The sequence below is a fragment of the Amycolatopsis sp. NPDC005232 genome (genome assembly GCF_040607795.1).
GTDB lineage: Bacteria > Actinomycetota > Actinomycetes > Mycobacteriales > Pseudonocardiaceae > Amycolatopsis.
This window is the reverse complement of sequence record NZ_JBEXHL010000003.1, coordinates 358,935-380,336: the sequence shown is the minus strand read 5'-3', so window position 1 is coordinate 380,336 and position 21,402 is coordinate 358,935. Positions and strand designations below refer to the sequence as shown.

Genomic DNA, 21,402 nt, shown 5'->3' with positions numbered 1-21,402 from the left:
GGAGGGCGCCGGGCCGAAGCCCGGCGCCACCCACGTCCTCTAGTCGTCCAGCTGAGCGATGTACATGGTCACCTCGGGCGCGACTCCGATCTCGTCGAACTCGGGCGTCTCCCACACATCGAGTCGAGACTCCATGGACTCACCTCCTCTGCCCGGTTCTCGGCGGGTTCTTCTCGAGCGTCACGCGGGTTCCGGGAGAGCGAAGACGAACAGGGCGCTTCCGTGCCCCGCACCCAGCATGCCGGGGAGGAACCCCTCGGCCCACCCGCCCCAGCCGACCGGCACGGCGATGTACTGCCGCCCGTCGACCGTGTATGTGGTCGGGTTGCTGTGGTGGCCGCTTCCGCACTGGAACTGCCAGAGCAGCTCCCCGGAGCGCGCGTCGAGCGCGTTGAACTCGCCTGTGGCCTCGCCGGCGAACACCAGGTCGCCACCGGTGGCCAGCGTCGAGGCGCACATCGGGAGTTCGTTGCGCCAGCGCCACTTCTCCTCGCCGTTGCCGTCGAACGCGCTGATCGATCCGGCCATGTCCTCGGCGTCCACCTGAACCCCGGCGCCCCAATAGGGGATGCTCTCCTTGAACTCCCGGCGGCGCCGGGTGGCCGTGGCCCCCGTGTCCTGGACCGGGACGTAGAAGAGCTCGGTCTTCGGGCTGTAGGACGCGTGCGTCCACTCCTTGGCGCCGGCCGGACCCGGGTAGAAGTGGACCGGTTCGCCCTCCTTCTCCGGGTACAGCTTGGCGGTGACCCGGCCGTCCCGCGTGACCGCGCCCCACGTGATGCGGTCCACGAACGGCGTGACCGACACCAGCTCACCATCCGTGCGATCGACGACGTAGAAGTAGCCGTTCTTGTCGAAGTGCCCGAGCAGCTTGCGGCCGTCCTTCTCGAACAGGATGCACTCGGCGATGCTGTCGTAGTCCCACAGGTCGTGCGGCGTGCACTGGTGGTGCCAGCGGATCTGCCCGCTGTCCGCGTCGACGGCGACGATGCTGTCGGTGTAGAGGTTGTCGCCTTCCCGGACCTCGCCGTCGAAGTCGGGCGCCGGGTTGCCGGTGCCCACGTAGAGCAGGTTGGTCTCGGGGTCGAACGTGCTGGTGACCCAGCAGTTCGCGCCGCCCCGCGCCCAGGCCTCGCCGTCGGCGGGCCAGGTCTCGGAGCCGGGTTCGCCTGGCTTCGGCACCATGTAGCAGCGCCACTGGTGCTCGCCGGATTCGAGGTCGAACGCGTCCAGGTGACCGCGCACGCCGAACTCGCCGCCGGAACTGCCCACGATGACCATGTTCTTCACGATCAGCGGGGCGACGGTGGCGCTCTCACCGGCTCGCACGTCGCCGTACGTCTTGGCCCAGACCATTTTCCCGGTGGTCGCGTCGAGCGCGATGAGGCGGGCGTTCGCCGCGACGAAGAAAACCTTGCCCTGCGCCACCGCGCAGCCGCGGTTGACGTTCCCGCAGCACAGCGACACGTCGAACGGTACGGCGTGCTTGTACCGCCAGATCTCCACCCCCGTTTTCGCGTCCAGGGCCCAGATCCAGCCGTCCCAGCCGGTCAGGAACATGATCCCGTCGACAACGATGGGAGCGGCCTCGAACGAGTAGGTCGACGCGCCCGCGATCAGGCCGGTCGTCCCGGCCTGGAACACCCACGCGGGGACGAGACGCTTGACGTTCTCCGTGTTGATCTGGTCCAGCGGGCTGTAGCGCTGCCCGTCGTAGGCGCCGTAGTAGGTCAGCCAGTTGTGCGGTTCGTTGCGGGCGTTGAGGATGCGCTCGTAGGTCACCGAGGCCGTCACCGGCGGGGCGACCTCTCCGCCTGGCATCTTGCCACTCAGGTTTCCCTGGTCGATGGCCTCACCCGCGTCGACATAGTCTTCCGACGTCGTCATGGTCTCCTCCTCCCTACGGCTGCGGCTGCTCGGGTCGGTCGAGGCGGGCTTCCGGCGGCGCGTCGCCCAGGACGACGATGGCGCCGGTCAGCCCCCGGCCCTCGTCGTTGCCGGTGGGCGAGCTGTACCAGTAGTAGCCCGGGCCGTCGAGGTTGAGCGTCGCCCGGCCACGCGAATGATTCACCAGCCAAATGAATTTCCGGTCGCCATTGCTCGGCAGGAGCGCGCAGTGGGTGTTCTTGTCGTCGTTGACGAGTTCGAGGTCGATATCCCCTCCGTGGGGCATCACGAGAATGGAGGGATCCCACATCAGCTCGTCCTCGTTGATGCGAATGGTGGCCTGCATGCGGCCATCCGATCCTTCGCTGGCCCGCCCGATCTTTCCGGTGCCCAGCACGCGACCCAGTGTTGCGTGGTTCTGCACGTCCAGCCCGAGCTCTTTGAGCAAGTCGGTCCGCTCCGGCGCTCTTGTCATCGGCCTTCACCTTCCTCATCCCGATCGTCGTGCCGACTTCGCATCGGTCGCATCGAAGGTGCTCGGGCGCGGGGATGCGCATTTTCGCACGGAAATTCTGCGAAATCCGATCAATTTTCCCGCGTCGTCCGACGTCCGACTCAAAATCGGTGCTCAATAGGCACGCTACGCCGGAGAAAACACGGCGACAAGCGCGCGGGGTGGGCGGGCCGGCCCGCGCCGTTCACCGCGAATCGACGACCGTTCGCACCGGGTTCGGCTCCGTTGGGCAAGGGCCGGGTCACCCGAAACCCGTCCCGGGTACGGCCGGTGGCGCCTGGTGAAAAACTCGGCCGGCCGAGGACGCGCCCCGATCACGACCGAAGGTCGTACCGGTCGAGGTTCATGACTTTGTCCCACGCCGCAACGAAGTCACGAACGAAGTGAGCTTCCGCGTCGTCGCTCGCGTAGACCTCCGCGAGCGCCCGCAGTTCGGAGTTCGAACCGAAGACGAGGTCGACGCGGCTCGCGGTCCACCTGACCTCGCCGGTGGTCCGGTCGCGGCCCTCGAAGGTCTCCGCGAGCGAACCGGACCCCGTCCTCGGCTGCCACTCCACTTGCGTGTCGAGGAGGTTCACGAAGAAGTCATTGGTCAGCGACCCGGGTCGGGACGTGAAAACGCCCAGCGACGACTGCCGGTGGTTCGCCCCGAGGACCCGCAGACCGCCCACGAGAACCGTCATCTCCGGCGCGCTCAGGCTCAGCAGGTTCGCCCGGTCGACGAGCTGGTGCTCCGGCGTGAGCCGGCCGCCGTTGCCCCGGTGGTTGCGGAACCCGTCCGCGGCCGGTTCGAGCGCGGCGAAGGACTCCACGTCGGTCCACTCCTGCGTCGCGTCCATCCGGCCCGGGGTGAACGGGACTTCGACGTCGTGGCCTGCGTTCTCGGCGGCCTGCTCGACGGCGGCGGCCCCGCCGAGCACGATGAGGTCGGCGAGCGAGATCTTCTTGGCCCCGTTTCGGGATTCGGTGAAGGACTGCCGGATCTCCTCCAGGGAGCGCAGCACCCGCGTCAGCCGGTCGGGCTCGTTGACCGGCCAGCTCCGCTGCGGTTCGAGGCGAATGCGCGCCCCGTTCGCCCCGCCCCGCTTGTCGCTGACGCGGAACGTCGAGGCCGACGCCCAGGCCGTGGAGACGAGCTCGGAGACCGACAGCCCGGAGGCGAGGATCTCGTTCTTGAGCGCGGCGATGTCCGCCGCGGAGACGAGTTCGTGGTCCACCGCGGGAATCGGGTCTTGCCAGAGCAGGGTCTCGCGGGGGACGAGCGGCCCGAGGTAGCGCTGGATCGGGCCCAGGTCGACGTGCGTCAGCTTGAACCACGCCCGTGCGAACGCGTCCGCGAGCAGGTCCGGGTTCTCCAGGAAACGCCGGGCGATCGGCTCGTAGACCGGGTCCGTCCGCAGCGCCAGGTCGGTCGTGAGGATCGTCGGGGCGTGCGTTTTCTCCGGGTCGTGGGCGTCGGGCACGGTGCCGGTTCCGCCGCCGCCTCGCGGGATCCACTGCCACAGACCGGCGGGGCTCAGCTCCAGGTCCCACTCGTAGCCGAACAGGGTTTCGAAGAAGCTGTTGTCCCACCTCGTCGGGGTGGGGGTCCACGTGCCCTCGAGCCCGCTGGAGATGGTGTCCGCACCCTTGCCGGTGCCGTAACCGCTCCTCCAGCCCAGGCCCTGCTCCTCCACGGCGGCGCTTTCGGGTTCGGGGCCGAGGTAGGTGTCCGGCCCGGCGGCACCGTGGGTCTTGCCGAACGTGTGCCCGCCCGCGATCAGTGCGACGGTCTCCTCGTCGTTCATCGCCATGCGGCGGAACGTCTCGCGGATGTCGCGCGCGGCGGTGAGCGGGTCCGGGACGGTGTGGGGCCCCTCCGGGTTGACGTAGATCAGGCCCATCTGGGCGGCCGCGAGCGGGTTCTCCAGCTCCCGGACGCCGCCGTGCCGCTCGTCGCCCAGCCAGGCGTGCTCGGGACCCCAGTACACGTCGTCGTCGGACTCCCAGACGTCCGCCCGGCCGCCGGCGAAGCCGAAGGTGGTGAAGCCCATCGTCTCCAGGGCGCGGTTGCCGGCGAAGACCATCAGGTCGGCCCAGGAGACCTTGCGCCCGTACTTCTTCTTCACCGGCCAGAGCAGCCGGCGCGCCTTGTCGAGGTTGCGGTTGTCCGGCCAGCTGTTCTGCGGGGCGAAGCGCTGCATGCCCGTCGCCGCGCCGCCCCGGCCGTCGTCGATGCGGTACGTCCCGGCACAGTGCCAGACCATCCGGATCACGAGCGGGCCGTAGTGGCCGAAGTCGGCGGGCCACCACTCCTGTGAGGTTGTCAGCACCTCGTCGACCTCGTTCGCCAGGGCGCCGAGGTCGAGGGTCCGGAACTCGGCGGCGTAGTCGAAGTCCCGCCCGAAGGGGCCGGCCGCGGCGGGGTGTTTCCGGAGGATGCCCAGGTCGAGCCGGTTCGGCCACCAGTCGCGGTTGCTCGAGGGCGCGGCCGGGCGGCTGCCGAGGTTGGCCGTGCCGGGGAGGCCGAGGCCGCCCGCGCTCCGGTCGTTCGTCTCGCCGACAACGGCGTCGGGGCTGTCAGACACCGGTGAATCCTTCCGGGTGGTGCGGTGGTGAAGTGGTGCAGCGGTGCGGTGGTGCCGGGAACTCAGAGGTCCAGCGCGCGGCGCACGGCCGGAGCGTTGCGGCGGGAGACCGGCACCATGGCGTTCGCCCCGTCGTCCATGACGAGCCGAAGCTCGCCCTTGTGCCCGCGCTCGATCTCCCGGATGCGGCTGAGGTTGACCACGTATCTGCGGTGCACCCGCAGGAAGCCGGCCTCCGCCAGTTCGGTGTCGAGCTTGTCCAGGCTCTGCGAAGCGGCCCGCAAGCGTCCCTGCGCGGTGGACAGCCACACGTCGTTGCCCTCCGACTCCGCGAAGGAGACTTCCGGCAGGTGCAGCAGCACCATCCGGCTGTCCCGCATCCCGACCACCCGGCGTGGCCGCACCCGAGGGCGCGCGGACGCCTGCGCCTGGGGCAGCTGCACACCTTCGGAGATTCCGAACGAAACGAGGTGCCCGATCAGCTGAGCGCAGGAGAAGACGGGCCGGATGCTGATCGCGGTCGGCTCGTCGGCCAGGTGGGTGAAGATCTGCGTCGAGCCGACCCAGTCGGGGTTGTGGGTGGCCTGCTTGCTGGCGTGCCGAGCGGCTGCGATCAGCTCCGGGAGCCCGGGGTTCCAGCGCAGCGTCGCGTCGATCGCCGGAGTCGACGCCGGGACGCCCATGAGCACACTTGCCGTGTCGTCCGCGATCACCGCCTTGCCCGCGGTGTCGACCGCGGCGAGCGGGGTACGGGAGCGGGCACTCGCCTGGGTGAAGGCCGCGACCAGCTCGGCTCCGCTGTCGCGGGCACGCCGCTTCAAGGCGCTCTGGGTCTTGGCGACCGCGTTCGCCAGCCACCCGCCCGCCGACGGGGGGAGCTGGCTGCGCCAGCACGAGAGGTTCAGACCCCCGATGGGCTCCCCGGTCACCACGTCGCGCACCGCGATGCCCGCGCCGACCCAGTTGTGGAACGCCTGGCACCAGTGCTCCGCGCCGCTGATCAGCACCGGGCCGTGCGCCTCGAGCGCCGTGCCCATGCCGTTCGTGCCCGCCGCGCATTCGGACCAGCAGAACCAGGGCGCCAGATTGAGGTCGGTGGCTCGGGCGAGCGTGGCCGGGTCGCCCCAGTCGCCCAGGATCCGCCCGGCCGCGTCGGTGACGGTGACGACGCCCGGCAGGCTCCCCATTTCATGGGCCACGGAGGCGGCGCGGAAACCCAGCTCGGCGAAGACGACATCGTGTTCGGGGTTGTGGGCACGCTCGGCGACGGCGACCGGAGCCTCGGTCAGGTGCGGATCCACGCGGTATTGCTCCCGGCACCGGTGCCAGGAGATCGCCACCACCGGCCGGACGCCGGGGACTTGGTCCTCGCCCTGCACGAACCGCTCCCACGCCGCGAAAACGGCGCCGCCGGCGGGGCTCGCCGCCTTCCCTTCGAACCGATGCGCATCGCCCATGGTGGGGACCCCCTCTGGTCCATCACCGACGCTCGACGGCAAGCCCATGGCCTGTACCGGTTTCCGTTCGTCCAGGCCTGGTCTGGCTTGCAGTGGACCGGCCACTGCCTCACGCTTGCCGTGGCGTCGTCACTCGTTCCAAGTTGTGTCACCGACCGGTACGGCCCAGTCTAGGTATCGCCGCCAGGCTGCGCACGTTTCGTGACCAGGGAACTCGTCCCGCCGATCGACGCGGGTTCGGAAGGCGATTGTGGTTGCGGCGCCCCAATATCTTCTTTCCACTGCCCGGTGAAGTCCGTGATGAGTTCACCGTCGGCTTTGGTCGGGGTGTGTCCACAGTGGCCGGACGCAGCGATGCTTCCCTCGAAACCCGGTGCCGGTCACCCGGCCGGCGTGAACCGGGCGAGTTTGTCCGGGTTGGACATCCACTGGATTCCCGTGATGAGACCGTCGACGGTCTCGAAGGAGCAGACGTGCCACGTCGAGCCGAGCCGGACGACCAGCGCGGCTTCGCCGTTGACGTCGGCGGTGCGGAACTCGACCTCGGAGTACTTGCCGATCGTGCCGAAGACGAACCGGCCGACCTTCGCGGCCCCAGACACCGGCCGCAGGGCCGCGCGGACCTTGCCGCCGCCGTCGCCCCAGAGGGTGACGTCCTGGGCGAGCAGGCCTTGCAGGGCGGCCCGGTCGCCGGTGCGGGCGGCGGTGAGGAACCGGTCCACGAGTTTGCGGTGCACGTCGGGGTCGAGGGTGAAGCGGTCGCGGCCGGTCGCCAGGTGCGAGGCGCCGCGCCGGTGCAGCTGCCGGGCGTGGGCCTCGCCAAGGCCGAGGACTTGCCCGATCTCCTCGTACGGCAGCTCGAAGGCTTCCCGCAGCACGAAAACCGCGCGTTCCGGCGCGGAGAGGCGGTGCATGAGCCGGAGGGTGGCCAGCGAGAGGGTGTCGCGTTGCGCGGCCGTGTCGGCCGGTCCCAGCGGCTCGCCCTCGTGGGTGCTCACCGGCTCCGGCAGCCACGGGCCGACGTAGGTCTCGCGCCACCGATGGGCCAGGCGCAGGCGGTCGATCGCCAGCCGGGACACCACCTTGACCAGGAACCGGCGCGGTTCCTCGACCGTCGTGTGGTCGACCTCGGACCACCGCAGCCAGGCCTCCTGGACGACGTCCTCGGCATCGTCGAGGCTGCCGAGGATCCGGTAGGCGGCGCCGAAGAGCACCGGCCGATGCTCTTCGAAAGCCGCGCCGGCACCGCCGGTGTCCGTCTCCACGAGGCCGGCGTGGGAAGCAGCGCTCCGGGCGGTCCGCGTTCGGCGGGCCGTCCGGAGTGTCGTGGTCGCCGGGCTCACGCGTCCAGCGTCGGGGCCTGGCGGGTGCTGATCGCGATGCGGTTGAAGGCGTTGATCATGATGATCGCCATCACCAGGTCGGCCACCTCCTTCTCCGACCAGATCTCCCGCGCCTCGTCCCACACCTCGTCGGGCACACCGTCTTCGCCGATCTTCGTGACCGCGTCGGTCAGCGCCAGGGCGGCGCGTTCTTCCCGCGAGAAGAACGGCGACTCGGGCCAGACCGAGACCGCGAACAGCCGCTGCGCGGACTCGCCGGCCTTGAGCGCGTCCTTGCTGTGCATGTCGACGCAGAACGCACAGCCGTTGACCATCGAAGCCCGGAGCTTGATCAGTTCCAGCAGGGAAGCCTCGACCGTGCCCTGGGCGTAGGTGTACAGCTCGAACACCTTCTTGTACGGCTCGGGCGCGACCTTCCCCATCACGATGCGTTGCGGCACGGTGGTTCCCCTTCTCCTGGTGTCTTGTTCTCCCGGTGTGCTGCGGGCACCCGAACGACGGGACAGCCGGGTCCCGGCGTGACAGAACCGTCGCGCGAGTGACCCGGATCACCTACGCACCGTGTCCGTAGAGCCAGTCCACGTAGCGGTAGTCGTCCGCGGCCCGGTCGCGCAGCAGGGCGTTGCGGGTGGCGCGGAACAGGCCCTCGCAGTGCCACAGATCGCCCCAGTCGCGCGCGGTGCGCTGGACGCGCGCGGTGCGCACGGCCCGGGCCGCGGCGTAGTCCCGCAAGGCCGGGTCCCAGTCCGTGCCGGAACCGGTGTCGTGCTTGTCGGCTTGCTCGACGAGACCGGCGGCATCCTCGAGCGCCTGGCAGGCGCCCTGGGCGAGGTACTGGAGCATGGGGTGGGCGGCGTCGCCGGTGAGGGCGAGGCGGCCGTCGACCCAGGTGCCGATCGGCCGGCGGTCGTACATGCGCCACCAGCGGTCCCGCCACAGATGCGGCAGACCGGCACGGACCGGTTCACAGGTGGCCGCGAACGCCGTGTCGAGCTCGTCGGGCGTGCCCCAGTCCTCTTCTCCGGCAAGGGCCTTGGGGGAGCGGAACACGGCGACGGTGTTGAGCATTTCGCCGCGGCGCAAGGGGTATTGGACGAGGTGGCAGCCCGGTCCGACGTGGACGGTGACGTCCTCGAGGGCGAGGCCGCCGGTGTCCGGGAGGTCGGCGAGCGGGACGGCGCCGCGGTAGGCGACGTAGGCGGAGCTGACGGGTTCGTCGGAGCTGAGCCGGCGGCGCAGGCCGGACCGGAGGCCGTCGGCCGCGATCACGATGTGGCCCGTGTCGCGACGGTGGTCGCCGACGGCTGTCGCGGAGTCCGGCCCGTTCTCCACGCCGGTGACGGTCGCGCCGGTGACCAGGTCGACGCCGGCGTCGCGGCAGGCCCGCACGAGGATGGCGTGCAGGTCGCTGCGGTGGATCACGACGTAGGGCGCTCCGTAGCGGCGTTCGGCGTCGGCGAGGTCGAGGTGGGTGAGCTCGCTGCCGTCGAGCGCGTCGCGCATGACGAGCCGCCGCGGGCGCACGCCGTGTTCGACGACTTCGCAGAGCAGGTCCCAGTCGCGCAGGACGCGCGTCGCGTTCGGGGCCATCTGCAGGCCGGCCCCGACCTCGCCGAACTCCGCCGCCTGCTCCAGGACGCGCACCGCGCGCCCCGAGCGCGCCAGCGCCAGCGCGGTGCCGAGCCCGCCAATGCCGCCCCCGACGACGACGGCGTCGACGTCGACGCCGTCCCCGACGTCGGGAACGGTGGTCACGATCGAATCGGTCATCGTCGTCTCCTCACAGCCAGTGCGGCAGGGTGGGCAAACCGGCCTCGCGGTGGCGCCCGGCCAGCCAGGCGGCGGCCGTCGCGAGCGGGAGATCGACGGGCACGGGTGTGCCGTCGCCGGTGATCTCGTGGCCGGTGTGCGGGGTGATGAGCCGGATCGCGGGTCCCGGCCGGGCCGAGCGCCAGGCGGCGATGTCGTCGACCAGCACCGCGAGGAACCCCTCGGGCAGGTCGTCGAACGTCGTGCCGGTCCCGAGGTCGACTGCGTGGACGCAGGTCTCGCGCGCCCGCATCCACGACGTCTCGCCGGCGGCGACGGTCCGGCCCTGGGCCGTGACGACCTCGGCGGCCCACGCGGTGGCGGGCATCGCGTCGGCGGCCTCCGCGAGTTCGGCGGCGGAGGCGGCGACCCAGCGCCGGAGGTCCGGGCGGGAGGCGCCGGACTCGATGGCGGCGGCGCGTTCGCCGGGGGAGCCGTACATCGGGGTTTCGACTCCGGTGCGCGCCCAGCTCAGCAGCCGCCCGAGCGCTTCCGCGTTGGACGCCACGTGGGCGAGCAGGTGGCGACGGGTCCAGCCGGCGAGCGCGCACGGCTGGTCCAGCTCGGCGTCGCTCAACGTGTCGAGCCCGGCGAGCAGAAGCCCGGTGCCGGCGTCGGCCCAGGTCCGGGGATCCGGTGCGGGGGTCATTCCGGCGCCGACGTGCCGAGGCGCGCGGTGTTCCGTTGCGTGCCAAGGCCTTCGATCTCGGTGACGAGCACGGAGCCGTCGGTCAGGTAGCGCTTCGGGTCGCGCGCGTGCCCGACGCCACCGGGCGTGCCGGTCGCGATGACGTCGCCGGGGCGCAAGGTGAGGATCGTCGAGACGTAGGCGACCAGCGCGACGGGATCGAACACCAGGTCCGCGGTGTTCGCGGCCTGCACGAGTTCGCCGTCGACGGTGCACCGCAGCTCGAGCGCGGGACGGGTGCCGCCGGGCAGCTCGTCCGGGGTGACGAGGTACGGGCCGAACGGGGTGGTGGCCTCGAAGGTCTTGCCCTGCAACCACTCCACGGTCCGGTACTGCCAGTCCCGCATCGTGACGTCGTTGAGCACGGCGAAACCGGCGATCGCCGCTTCGGCTTCCGCGACGCCGGCCCGCCGGACGGGCGCGCCGACCACGACCGCGAGCTCCGCCTCCCAGTCCACGGCCGCTGAGGCCTCGTCGAGCGAGACGGAGTCGGCCGGACCGACCAGCGCTTCGGCGAACTTGGCGAACAGCGTGGGGTGTTCGGGCAGCTCGCGGCCCATCTCGAGGATGTGGCCGCGGTAGTTCAGCCCGACGCACAGGATCTTTCCGGGCCGCGGCAGCACGGGCGCGAGGTCGGCCGAGGAGAGCTCGTGGCGCGGTCCGTCGGCCGCCGCCGCGCGCTCCCGCCAGACGGGGTCGGCGAGCAGGGTGCCGACGTCGGGCGAGTCGATCTCGATCACCACGCCGGAATCGACGCGGGCGGCGCGGGTGCCGGCCGGGGTGCGCAGGGTCGTCAGCTTCACGCCGGGGCTCCTTCCACCTGGACGCGGTCGGCGTGCAGCCGTTCGAAGATCGGGGTGTCGGCGAAGCGGAACAGGTCGAGCCGGGTTCCGGCGGTGATCGTCACCGGTTGCCAGGACGGCACCGCGACCAGGTCGCCGCGCCCGACACGCCAGCTGCGCGCACCGACCTCGACGGTGCCTTCGCCCTCGAACACCTGCCACACCGCGGAGCCGACCTCGCGCCGCGCGGCGGTGGTGGTGCCCGCGCGCAGGCGGTGCACTTCGGCGCGGATCGTGGGCAGGACGTCGCCGCCGGTCGTCGGGTTGGTGAAGCGGACGGCCGCGTGGCCCGGCTCGAGCACCCCGGGGTGGCCCTCGGTCTCGAGGTCGAGCTGGTCGCGCAGCGCGGCGTCGGTGTGCTCCCACCGGTAGGCGGCGATGGGTGAGCTCACCCGCGGCCCGTTCTGGGACACCGGTCGCAGGCCGGGGTGGGCCCACAGCCGCTCAGCGCGTGAGCGGTCCGGGGTGGAGCGATCCTCGACCTGGTCAGGGCCGAACTCGAAGAAGGCCGATCCGGTGTGGTGGGCGAACGGGATGTCGAGGCCGTCGAGCCACGCCATGGGGACGTCGGACTGGTTGCGGTGGCCGTGGAAGTGCCAGCCGGGCGTGAGCAGGAAGTCGCCGCGCCGCATCGCGACCGGGTCGCCGTCGACGACCGTCCACACGCCCTCGCCCTCCAGGACGAACCGGAACGCGTGCTGGCTGTGGCGGTGGACCGGGGCGTCTTCGCGGGGCTTGAGGTACTGGATCGCCGCCCACAGCGTCGGGGTCGCGTACGGCGCCCCGCCCAGGCCGGGGTTGGCCAGCGCGATCGCCCGGCGCTCGCCGCCGCGCCCGACCGGCACGAGCTCGCCCGAGCGCTCCGCCAGCCCGAGCAGGTTCGCCCAGCGCCACAGGTGCGCCTGCGCGAGCGGCCGGGGGCTCGCCGGCATCAGGTCGCCGATCTGCGCCCACAGCGGGATCAGCAGTTCCTGCTCGAAGCCGCGGTAGAGCTCGTGGAGCTCGGGGGTGGGTTCCGGCTGCCCGGGCCCGGCGGTGGCGCGCAGGGTCACCGGGGAGACCGGTCGGTGTTCCGCCTTCGCTGTCATGCGGGCAACGCTAGACAAGTTCTGCTGTGCGGTGCTTATAGTTCTGATGTGAAGAACAAGCCGACCTACGGGATCGACTCCGTCGACCACGCGCTGCACCTCGCGACGATCCTTCAGCAGGAAGGTCCCCTGCGGCTGACCGAGGCGGCCGAACGGCTCGGCGTCGCCCGCTCGACCGCGCACCGGCTGCTGGCCATGCTCGTGTACCGGGACTTCGCCGAGCAGGACGAGGATCGGCGTTACGTCGCGGGTTCGGTGCTGCGGCGCCCGACGGTGATCGAACCCGTCGACCACCTCCGCCAGATCGCGTTGCCGCACCTGCAGAACCTGACCGAGCGGACCCGGGAGAGCAGCAACTTGATCGTCGTGGTCGGCGATCAGGCGCGGTTCGTGGCGACGGCCGAGTGCGACCAGGTGCTGCGCGTCGGGGACCGGGCCGGGCGGATGCTCCCCGCTCACCTCGCGTCGGGTGGGCGGGTGGTGCTGGCGGCCCTCGACTCCGACGACGTGCGCGCCCGGTACGCCGGGACGGACGTCGACGTCGAAACGCTGGTGCGGGACCTGAAGAAGGTGCGGCGCCAGGGCTTCGCGCTCAACGACCAGCGCACCGAGGTCGGGCTGACGGCCGTCGGCTGCCCGATCGCCGGTTCCCCGGGCTCGATCCCGGCGGCGATCTCGATCGCCATGCCCACCGCCCGGTACCGGCGCGACCGCCTTCGTGAGTGGGTTGCCCACCTCACCGCCACCGCCGAGGACATCGCGCGAGAGCTCGCCGAGGCCTGAGTACACAGCCGGGCCGCCGATCGGGTGGTCGGCGGCCCGGACTGTGTCAGGCCGTCACGCGGCCGGGGTGTCGAGGTCGACGTCCTTGGTCTCGGGGCCGAGCACCGCGCCGGCCACCGTGCACACGGCGCCGATGGCCAGCAGGACCACCACGCCGTACTCGTAGCGGATGACCTTCCCGAGCCCGATGAGCATGAACGAGTACAGCCCGGGGACGATCACCGCGAGCGTGAACCCGATGCCGTAGCCGGAGGCGCGCACGCCGACGTGGAACCGCTCGCACAGGTACGGGATCAGCACGGCGTTGGGCGCGACGCTGATGCACAGCGCGACGGTGAAAAAGACCATTGCCAGCCAGAACGGCCCGCCGGAGCCCAGCGTGCGCAGCATGCCGATCACACAGCCCACGGACACGGTTCCCGTCAGGATTCCGCACACGATCAAGGTCCTGCGGCGGCCGAACCGCTGTCCCCACGCGCCGAGGAGCAGGTAACAGGGGAAGAGCACCACGTTCGCGGCCAGGATGCCCCAGATCACGCTCCGGCTGGGCAGGTGCAGGTAGGAGATCAGGAGGCCGGACGGCGCGACGGTGAGCATCTGGATGGCGAACCAGATCCCTGTCATGAGCAGGAAAACCTGCCCGAGGCTGCGCAGGTTTTCCCCGCGGAACAGCTCCCACAGCGGCGATCGGGTCTTCGCCGCCTGCTCCTCCTTGGCCTTGTTGGCGGCCCACGCCTGCGACTCGGCGGTCTTGCGGGCGTAGGCGAACAGGACGAACGCCATCACCGCGCCGATCAGGAACGGGATCCGCCAGCCCCAGGTGGCGTACGCCGACGTCGCCGAGCCGCTCGGGAACACCACCACGAGCACCGCCGTCAGCAGCGACACCGCGACGTAGGAGACCGGCCAGGCCGACGCGATGAACCCGCCCACGATCCCGCGCCGGGACTTCTCCGCGGACTCCATGGCCAGCGGGTTGGCCCCGGTGTATTGCCCGCCCATGAAGATCCCGCCGAGCAGCCGCAGCAGCAGGACGCCGGCGAGCCCCCAGATGCCGACGGACTCGTAGCCCGGGAGGAACGCCACCAGCAAGACCGCGAACCCCATGCCGACCGAACAGACGACAGTCGTGCGGCGCCGGCCGAGGGTGTCGGCGAGGTGGCCGAAGATCACGCTGCCGATCGGCCGGCCCAGGAACGCGGCGGCGAACGTGAGGAACGTGAGCGTCGACTTCGTCTGGGGTGGCAGCGTGGACGGGAGGAAGTACTCGATGGCAGGCCCCAGCGCGATCACCGGGAGCATGATCTCCCAGTAGTCGACGAGGAGGCCGTAGAAGGCGGCGCGTGCTGTTCGCTGCCCGCTCGATTCGGCTTTCGTGCCGGGGAGGGTGGTTCCGGCGGCGGAGGTGGACATGGTGGTTCCTTCGGGGAGTCGGAGGGGCCGGCTACTTCGAGAGGGCCGGCTTGGACCGGCCGGGGACCATGCCGGTGGTGATGGCCAGCCGGGTGAACGCGTTGATCGTGATGACGGCGAGGACGGCATCGGCCAGTTGCTGCTCGTCGAAGAATTTGCTCGCCAGCTCCCAGGTCTCGGCGGGAACCCCGCGGCCGGCGATGAGCGTCATGGCTTCGGCGAGTTCGAGCGCGGCGCGTTCCTCGTCGGTGAACTCCGGCGATTCGCGCCAGACGGAAAGCGCGTAGATCCGGCTCTCCTCTTCGCCGTGTTTACGGGCGTCGCGCGTGTGGACGTCGACGCAGTAGGCGCAGCCGTTGATCTGCGCCACCCGGATCTTCACGAGTTCATGCAGGGTGTGGTCGATCGACGACGTCGCCAGGTACTTCTGCATGGCGAGCATCGACTTGTACGCCTCCGGAGCGACGGCGGAGTAGTTCATGCGCTCGGTCACTGCGATCTCCCGGTTTCGTTCGCTGGGCTTGTCGGTCGGCTTTCGGGTCACCTGGAGAGTTCACATCCTGGATCGACCAGGTCCAGGTCGCGTTGACCGAGGACACTAACCTCGCGGCACTCGGTCGTGACCGGGAATTCTTGTGTGCAGAACGGTTGCGCGCCGAACCGGTCCACGGAGCCGGTGAGGAAGTGGACCAGGTGCCGGCGCCGGAATCCGGCTAGCGTGGCGGGAGGCGGCCGACGAACTCGGCGCCGGCCGGACAGGCAATCGGCGCCGGGATCCCCGGCTGGTTCTGCTCAGAAGAATTTCATGCTTCGCCGCACTGGCACGCGGTTAAGTGTCGGGCAGGCTCCAGAGATACGTAATGAGGTGTTTTCCGTGCCCACGATCAGCCAAGAAATGACCGACGTCATCGAAGCCGCGAAACTGATGTTCGTCGCGACCGTCCGTCCTGACGGGACTCCCAACGTCTCGCCCAAGGGCTCGGTGCGCGTGCTCGACCCCGAACACCTGATCTTCATGGACATCGCTTCGCCGCAGACCGTGGAGAACCTGCGCCACCAGCCGGCGATCGAGGTCAACGTGGTGGACTTCATCGCCCGCAAGGGTTTCCGCTTCCGCGGCACCGCCGAGATCCTCGACGCGGGACATCCGGATTTCGAGTGGATTCGCGCGTGGCTGGTGTCGAAGCACAGCGACAGCCAGCCGACAAACCACGCCGTGAAGATCGCGGTCAGCGAGGCGGCGGAGCTCCTGTCGCCCGCGTACACGGTGGACCACGTGCCGGAGGCCGACGTCCGCAAGGGCTGGCTGCGCAACTACGGCCTCGCCGAGGCCACGTCCGAAGCCGGCGTGTAGCCGCCCATTCCCCTGAAGGAGCCGGAGTGTCAGTTTTTGTTCTCGTGCACGGTTCGTGGCACGACGGGTCGTCGTGGACCGAGGTGGCCGAGCGTCTGGAGGAGCTCGGGCACGAGGTGCACAGCCCGACTGTCGCCGGCCACGGCGCCGGAGCGTCGCGGGAGGTGACCCACGACGACTGCGTGGCCTCGATCACGGACTACGTCGACCGGCACGACCTCGCCGGCTTCGTCCTCGTGGGACACAGCTGGGGCGGGAGCGTCATCGCCCGCGTCGTCGAGCGTGTGCCCGACCGGGTGCGGCGGCTGGTGTTCCTGAACGCCTTCGTCCCCGCGAACGGGACGAGCGTGCTGGACAACGCTCCGCCCGCCTACCAGGAGCTCTTCCCGATCCTGGCCGCGCAGTCGAGCGACAACACGGTGATGCTGCCGTTCGAGGTCTGGCGCGACGCGTTCATCGGCGACGCCGACCTTGCCCGGGCCCGGGAGACCTACGAGATGCTCACCCCGGAACCGCTCGGTCCGACGGTGGAGAAGCTGGACCTCACGAAGTTCTACGCGTCGACCGACGTTCCCCGCAGCTATGTCCTGTGCGGCGAGGACTCGGCTCTTCCGCCGGGCGACCCCGAACACGGCTACCTGGCCAACGCCCGCCGGCTCGGCACGTTCCGGCTGGTGACGCTCGAAGGTTCGCACGAGGTCATGTTCACCAACCCGGCTCTGCTTGCGCGCAAGCTCGAGCTCGCGGGCCGGGACTGATCAGGTTCGACTGTTTGTCGCCGCGTTCGCGCCGGGCCGGGCCCCGCGGGCGCGGCGACGTCCCCACCCGGGCGCCGGGTGGGCTGGAAGAACGAGGAGTTGCAGGTCGATGGACGAAGCCGAGCTGGTTTTCCGGGAGCTGGGGCCAGCCGACGATCCGCGGGTGAACCAGGACCTGCTGCCGCTGCTGCTGCGGCTGCGGCCCGCGTTGTCCGGCGAACTGTTCGAAGCGCTGGTGACCGAAGGACACGACCAGGGGCTGCGGTACCTGATCGCGTACTCGCCGGCCGGGCAGCCGCTGGCCGCGGCCGGGTACCGCACGCTTGTGACGAGCCGGGGCCGCGTCCTGTTCGTCGACGACCTGGTCACCGACGAGGCCGCGCGGTCGCGGGGGGTCGGCGCCCGGTTGATGGGCGAGCTGAAGACGCTGGGCCGGCGCGGCGGGTGCGTCCGGCTGGAGCTCGACTCCGGCGTCGCCAACCCCCACGCGCACCGGTTCTACCTCCGCCACCGGCTGGACATCACGGCGTTCCACTTCGCCGGGCCGGTGGAGCTCGAGAGCCGGTCTTGACCCGCGTCGGCACCGATACCCCTTCAGGAGGAGAAAAAGTGCGTGCGGCCTACGTCGAACGGCTCGGTGGCGTGGCGGAGATCCGCTTCGGCGAGCTGCCCGAGCCCGTGGCCGGCCCGGGTGATGTCGCGGTGGATGTCGTTGCGGCGTCGGTGAACCCGGTCGACACCTTTGTCCGCTCCGGGCTGTACGTGACGGAAGTCCCGCTGCCGCTGGTGCTCGGCCGGGACCTCGTCGGGCGCGTCGCGGCGGACGCCCGGGGATTCCGGGCCGGTGAGTGGGTGTGGTGCAACAGCCTCGGACACGCGGGGCGCCAGGGCGCGACCGCCGAACGCGCGGTGGTGCCCGCCGACCGGCTCTACCGCGTGCCCGAGGGCGCCGACCCGCTCGACGTCGTCGCGATGGCGCATCCGGCGGCCACCGCGTACCTGGCTCTGGTCACCTTCGGCCGCGTGCTGCCCGGCGAGACGGTGCTGGTCGCCGGCGGCGGCGGGAACGTCGGCGGCGCGCTGATCGAACTGGCGGCCGCGGCGGGCGCCCGGGTCCTCGCGACCGCGTCGGCCGCCGATCTCGGCCGCTGCGGTGACCTGGGCGCCGCAGAGGTGTTCGACTACCGCGACGAGCGGTTGTCCGACAGGCTGGCGTCCGCCGGGCCGGTCGACCTGTTCGTCGACACCTCCGGCCGCAACGACCTTGAGGCGGCGGTGCGCCTGCTGGCCTGGCGGGGCCGCATTGTGCTGCTGGCCGGCGCCCGCAGTCGCCCCGTGCTGCCGGCCGGCGAGCTGTACATGCACGACCGCTCGGTCCTCGGCTTCGCCATCTCGAACGCGACGGCCGCCGACCTTGCCGAGGCCGCTGCGGCCCTGAACCCCCGCTTCGCCGCGGGCGGCTTGCGTCCGCGCCGGGTGGAGCACCGCACCCTCGCGGACGCCGCGGAAACCCATCGGCGACTCGAACGCGGTGAGGTGCACGGACGTGTGGTGCTGCTGACCCCGTAGGACAGTGTCCACGGCGGACACAACGCGTGCCCCGGACGCCCGGGCGGCCCCCGGGATTACATTCGTGCAACACCGCGAATAGTGCGATTCAAGCGGGTTGGAGTATTTCCTCCCCCGTTTGTTCCTCGCTCAGACTGGCCGGTTACGGACAGTGAAGATCAAATTCGCGACGGTGAATGATCAAATCGGCGACACCGCTTGAAAAACAAATCTCGAATCGCTGTAACGGCCCGGTGGGAAAGGTCGATCAGCCGGGTCAGTCCTGAACTTGAACCCGACGCGACTAACTCGGCACCGTGCGCGAACCCCCTGGTGGATCAAGGAGAGCGCACGCCGGATCGTCCGGTCGACCCGGTTGCCGTTGAAATTCTCCGCTACCTCGGAAGACGTTCTCGGTAGAACTCCGAACCAGGGGACGTAATGTGCCCGTAAGGACCGTTTTGGGGTCGACGGCACGCGGAGGGGGATTACAGTGGGTGGCGAACGGCCTCGAGACGATGCCGGTACGTCCGGCCGGTCGGGGACGTGGAGGTGGGAGAATACAGGTGGGAAGACCCAAGCCCGGGGCCTGGGGGAATCTGACGAATTCCTGACGGGGGCCTGGGCAGAATCTCGACGGGGTCATGGCAGGCACGCCATCACCCCCGACCGGACGGAGCGCGTCTACGCCGAGGTGCTCGCGGAGGTGGCGAAGGTCGACCAGGTGTCGGCCGAGAGCCACTTCTTCGACGACCTGGGCGTGAACTCGCTGGTGATGGCGCATTTCTGCGCGCGGGTCCGCAAGCGGGCGGACGTGCCGTCGGTGTCGATGAAGGACGTCTACGCCAACCCGACCGCGCGGAGTCTCGCGACCGCGCTCACCGTCGACGAACCCGCCGAGGCGGAGCCGGCGGCCGAAGAACAGGACCGGGAACAGGGCGCACAACAGACCGCGGTGGAGGCTGCTGACCTCCCTCGCGCCGGCGCGGTGGCGTACGTCCTCTGCGGACTGCTCCAGTTCGTGACTTTCCTGGGTTATTCCTATATCGCCGCACTCCTGGTGGTACGCGGTGCTTCGTGGGTCTACGCCTCGGCGAACCTGCTGGAGGTCTACGTGCGGCTCGTGCTGTTCGGCGGTGCGAGCCTGATCGGGCTGTGCCTGCTGCCGGTCGTGGCGAAGTGGGTGCTCGTCGGCCGGTGGAAGCCGCAGCGGATTCGTGTGTGGTCGCTTGCCTACTTCCGGTTCTGGCTCGTCAAGACGCTGGTGCAGCGGAATCCGGTGGCACTGCTGTTCCTGGGCTCGCCGCTGTACGTGCTGTACCTGAAGGCACTGGGTGCGAAGATCGGCCCGGGAGTCGCGATCTTCTCACGCAACGTGCCCGTGTGCACCGACCTGCTCACCATCGGCGCGGGCTCGGTGATCCGGAAAGACTCGTTCTTCACCGGCTACCGGGCCGAAGCCGGCGTGCTCCAGACCGGTTCGGTGACGCTGGGCAAGGACGTGTTCGTGGGTGAGTTGTCGGTGCTCGACATCGGCACGACGATGGGCGACGGCTCCCAGCTGGGGCACGTGTCGTCGCTGCACCCCGGGCAGGCGGTGCCGGCCGGTGAGCGCTGGCACGGGTCGCCGGCGCTTCGCGCGGAGGCGGACTACCGAGGGGTCGGGCCCGCGAGGTGCGGCCGGGTGCGCCGGTTTACCTACGGTGTCTCGCAGCTGCTGACCATGCTGCTCGTGTACCTCCCGTTGGCGGTCGGCGGTGCGGACCTGCTCATCGACAAGGCCCCGCGGCTCACCACGATGCTGGCGACCCCCGTGGTCTCCCTCGGGAGCTGGGCGTTCTACCGCGACGCGCTGGCGGTCACGTTCGTGATCTTCTTCGGCGTCTCGCTGCTCGGGCTGATCCTCATCGCCGTCGTCCCGCGCGTGCTCAGCCTCGCGCTCAAGCCGGACAAGGTCTACCGCCTCTACACCTTGCGGTACTCGATCCTGCGGGCGATCCGGCTGATCACCAACCTCAAGTTCTTCATGACCGTGTTCGGCGACAGTTCCGCGATCGTGCACTACCTGCGCTACCTCGGCTACCGGATGCCCGACGTCGAGCAGACCGGCTCGAACTTCGGCACTGCGATCAAGCACGAGACGCCGTACCAGAGCTCCGTCGGCAGCGGCACGATGGTGGCGGACGGGCTTTCGATCGTGAACGCCGACTATTCGAGCACGTCCTTCAAGGTGTCCCGGGCGGCCATCGGCGCGCACAACTTCCTCGGCAACGTGATCGTCTACCCCTCCCAGGGGCGGACGGGGGAGAACTGCCTGCTCGCGACCAAGGTCCTCGTGCCCGTCGACGGCCCTGTCCGCGAGAACGTGGGACTGCTGGGCTCGCCGAGCTTCGAGATCCCGCGCACCGTGGCCCGCGACCACCAGTTCGACCACCTGCGCACCGGCGACGAGTTCCGCCGCCGGCTGGCCGCGAAGAACCGGCACAACGCCGGCACCGCCGTGATGTTCCTGCTGGTGCGCTGGTTCTACTTCTTCGCGGTGATGCTGCTCGGCTGGGCCTCGGTGGAGCTCTACCCGCGCTTCGGGGTTTCGGCGGTGGCGATGGCTTCGGTCGCCGCGCTGCTGTTCAGCTCCGTGTATTTCACGCTGGTGGAACGCGCGTCCATCGTGATCCACCCGCTGCGGCCGCTGTACTGCTCGATCTACGACCGCCGGTTCTGGCGCCACGAGCGCTTCTGGAAGGCGGCGGCGTCCACAGTGCACGTCCAGGCCCTCAACGGCACGCCCTTCAAGAACCTGGCCTGGCGGCTGCTCGGGGTCAAGGTCGGGAAGCGCGTGTTCGACGACGGCGCGGCGATGCCGGAGAAGACCCTCGTGACGATCGGCGACGAGGCCACCCTCAACATCGGCACGCACGTGCAATGCCATTCCCAGGAGGACGGTGCCTTCAAGGCCGACCGCATCACCGTCGGCGCACGAAGCACCGTCGGGGTCGGCGCGTGGGTCCACTACGGAGCGACGATGGGCGAGGGTTCGGTGCTCGCGGCCGACTCTTTCCTGATGAAGGGCGAGGACGTGCCGCCGCACACCCGGTGGGAGGGCAACCCGGCCCGGGAGATCAGGTCCGGCCGTGAAGCCGACGGTCGCGTCGCGACCGGCCGGCACCGGCGACGGGAAGGCCACAACGGCAAGTCGATCGAGCACTTCGCCGTCACCGACGGAAAGCGGCGGCCCAGCCCGCGGCGCCGCGTCCCGGATGGACACAGAGAACACAACGGACACAATGGACACGCGATCATCGCCGACGGAACGTGGCGGCCGAGCCCGTGGCCACGGTGAGCGGAGGGGAA

At 70.2% G+C, this 21,402-nt stretch carries 19 protein-coding genes; 6 read left to right on the top strand and 13 right to left on the bottom strand.

The annotated features are described in order from the left end of the window. Positions 1-39: 39 nt before the first annotated feature. The 11 genes from pqqA to ABZU76_RS08975 form a co-directional block, all read right to left on the bottom strand. Positions 40-135, bottom strand: a complete 96-nt coding sequence (gene pqqA / locus ABZU76_RS09025; protein WP_220239625.1) for a pyrroloquinoline quinone precursor peptide PqqA — start codon at positions 133-135, stop codon at positions 40-42. A gap of 45 nt (positions 136-180) precedes the next feature. After that, on the bottom strand, positions 181-1,887 hold the full coding sequence (locus ABZU76_RS09020) for a PQQ-dependent dehydrogenase, methanol/ethanol family (protein WP_354866637.1): 1,707 nt from the start codon (positions 1,885-1,887) through the stop codon (positions 181-183). A 13-nt stretch (positions 1,888-1,900) separates the two neighbouring features. After that, positions 1,901-2,362: an MSMEG_3727 family PQQ-associated protein gene (locus tag ABZU76_RS09015; protein WP_354866635.1), complete on the bottom strand. Its 462-nt coding sequence runs from the start codon at positions 2,360-2,362 to the stop codon at positions 1,901-1,903. 353 nt (positions 2,363-2,715) lie between these two features. Beyond that, complete coding sequence (gene katG / locus ABZU76_RS09010; protein ID WP_354866633.1) at positions 2,716-4,968, bottom strand: catalase/peroxidase HPI; 2,253 nt, start codon at positions 4,966-4,968, stop codon at positions 2,716-2,718. A gap of 62 nt (positions 4,969-5,030) precedes the next feature. Next, positions 5,031-6,425, bottom strand: a complete 1,395-nt coding sequence (locus ABZU76_RS09005; RefSeq protein WP_354866631.1) for a LytTR family transcriptional regulator DNA-binding domain-containing protein — start codon at positions 6,423-6,425, stop codon at positions 5,031-5,033. Positions 6,426-6,805: 380 nt separating this feature from the next. Next, positions 6,806-7,690 (bottom strand): RNA polymerase sigma factor SigJ, encoded by an 885-nt coding sequence (gene sigJ / locus ABZU76_RS09000; protein ID WP_354866629.1) that lies wholly within the window; start codon positions 7,688-7,690, stop codon positions 6,806-6,808. 74 nt (positions 7,691-7,764) lie between these two features. Beyond that, the gene (locus ABZU76_RS08995) at positions 7,765-8,208 is read right to left on the bottom strand and encodes a carboxymuconolactone decarboxylase family protein (RefSeq protein WP_255637858.1); all 444 of its coding nucleotides are present in this window, start codon (positions 8,206-8,208) and stop codon (positions 7,765-7,767) included. Positions 8,209-8,320: 112 nt separating this feature from the next. Next, positions 8,321-9,538 carry an FAD-dependent monooxygenase gene (locus ABZU76_RS08990; RefSeq protein ID WP_354866627.1) on the bottom strand — a complete coding sequence of 406 codons (1,218 nt, stop codon included), beginning with the start codon at positions 9,536-9,538 and terminating at the stop codon, positions 8,321-8,323. 10 nt (positions 9,539-9,548) lie between these two features. Beyond that, the gene (locus ABZU76_RS08985) at positions 9,549-10,226 is read right to left on the bottom strand and encodes a maleylpyruvate isomerase family mycothiol-dependent enzyme (RefSeq protein ID WP_354866625.1); all 678 of its coding nucleotides are present in this window, start codon (positions 10,224-10,226) and stop codon (positions 9,549-9,551) included. Then, the gene (locus ABZU76_RS08980) at positions 10,223-11,068 is read right to left on the bottom strand and encodes a fumarylacetoacetate hydrolase family protein (RefSeq protein ID WP_354866623.1); all 846 of its coding nucleotides are present in this window, start codon (positions 11,066-11,068) and stop codon (positions 10,223-10,225) included. The genes ABZU76_RS08985 and ABZU76_RS08980 overlap by 4 nt, the downstream gene beginning before the upstream one ends. Beyond that, complete coding sequence (locus tag ABZU76_RS08975; RefSeq protein ID WP_354866621.1) at positions 11,065-12,195, bottom strand: cupin domain-containing protein; 1,131 nt, start codon at positions 12,193-12,195, stop codon at positions 11,065-11,067. Before ABZU76_RS08975 ends, ABZU76_RS08980 begins: the two co-directional genes overlap by 4 nt. Before the next feature lie 48 nt (positions 12,196-12,243). On the opposite strand from ABZU76_RS08975, the gene ABZU76_RS08970 reads away from it, so the two are divergent. Then, positions 12,244-12,978, top strand: coding sequence for an IclR family transcriptional regulator (locus ABZU76_RS08970; protein ID WP_354866619.1), 735 nt, complete (start codon positions 12,244-12,246; stop codon positions 12,976-12,978). Between the two features lie 54 nt (positions 12,979-13,032). Here ABZU76_RS08970 and ABZU76_RS08965 read toward each other — a convergent pair whose 3' ends face one another. Both ABZU76_RS08965 and ABZU76_RS08960 read right to left on the bottom strand, forming a co-directional pair. After that, positions 13,033-14,391, bottom strand: a complete 1,359-nt coding sequence (locus ABZU76_RS08965; protein WP_354866617.1) for an MFS transporter — start codon at positions 14,389-14,391, stop codon at positions 13,033-13,035. 31 nt (positions 14,392-14,422) lie between these two features. Then, positions 14,423-14,884, bottom strand: coding sequence for a carboxymuconolactone decarboxylase family protein (locus ABZU76_RS08960; RefSeq protein WP_354866615.1), 462 nt, complete (start codon positions 14,882-14,884; stop codon positions 14,423-14,425). Between the two features lie 381 nt (positions 14,885-15,265). On the opposite strand from ABZU76_RS08960, the gene ABZU76_RS08955 reads away from it, so the two are divergent. The 5 genes from ABZU76_RS08955 to ABZU76_RS08935 all read left to right on the top strand — a co-directional run bounded on the left by ABZU76_RS08955 (position 15,266) and on the right by ABZU76_RS08935 (position 21,391). Further along, positions 15,266-15,745, top strand: coding sequence for a pyridoxamine 5'-phosphate oxidase family protein (locus ABZU76_RS08955; RefSeq protein ID WP_220239637.1), 480 nt, complete (start codon positions 15,266-15,268; stop codon positions 15,743-15,745). Positions 15,746-15,771: 26 nt separating this feature from the next. Beyond that, on the top strand, positions 15,772-16,503 hold the full coding sequence (locus tag ABZU76_RS08950; protein ID WP_354866613.1) for an alpha/beta fold hydrolase: 732 nt from the start codon (positions 15,772-15,774) through the stop codon (positions 16,501-16,503). Positions 16,504-16,612: 109 nt separating this feature from the next. Beyond that, complete coding sequence (locus ABZU76_RS08945; protein ID WP_354866611.1) at positions 16,613-17,074, top strand: GNAT family N-acetyltransferase; 462 nt, start codon at positions 16,613-16,615, stop codon at positions 17,072-17,074. Between the two features lie 38 nt (positions 17,075-17,112). After that, positions 17,113-18,072 carry a zinc-binding dehydrogenase gene (locus ABZU76_RS08940; RefSeq protein WP_354866609.1) on the top strand — a complete coding sequence of 320 codons (960 nt, stop codon included), beginning with the start codon at positions 17,113-17,115 and terminating at the stop codon, positions 18,070-18,072. 589 nt (positions 18,073-18,661) lie between these two features. Continuing rightward, positions 18,662-21,391: a Pls/PosA family non-ribosomal peptide synthetase gene (locus tag ABZU76_RS08935; RefSeq protein ID WP_354866798.1), complete on the top strand. Its 2,730-nt coding sequence runs from the start codon at positions 18,662-18,664 to the stop codon at positions 21,389-21,391. Positions 21,392-21,402: the final 11 nt, after the last annotated feature.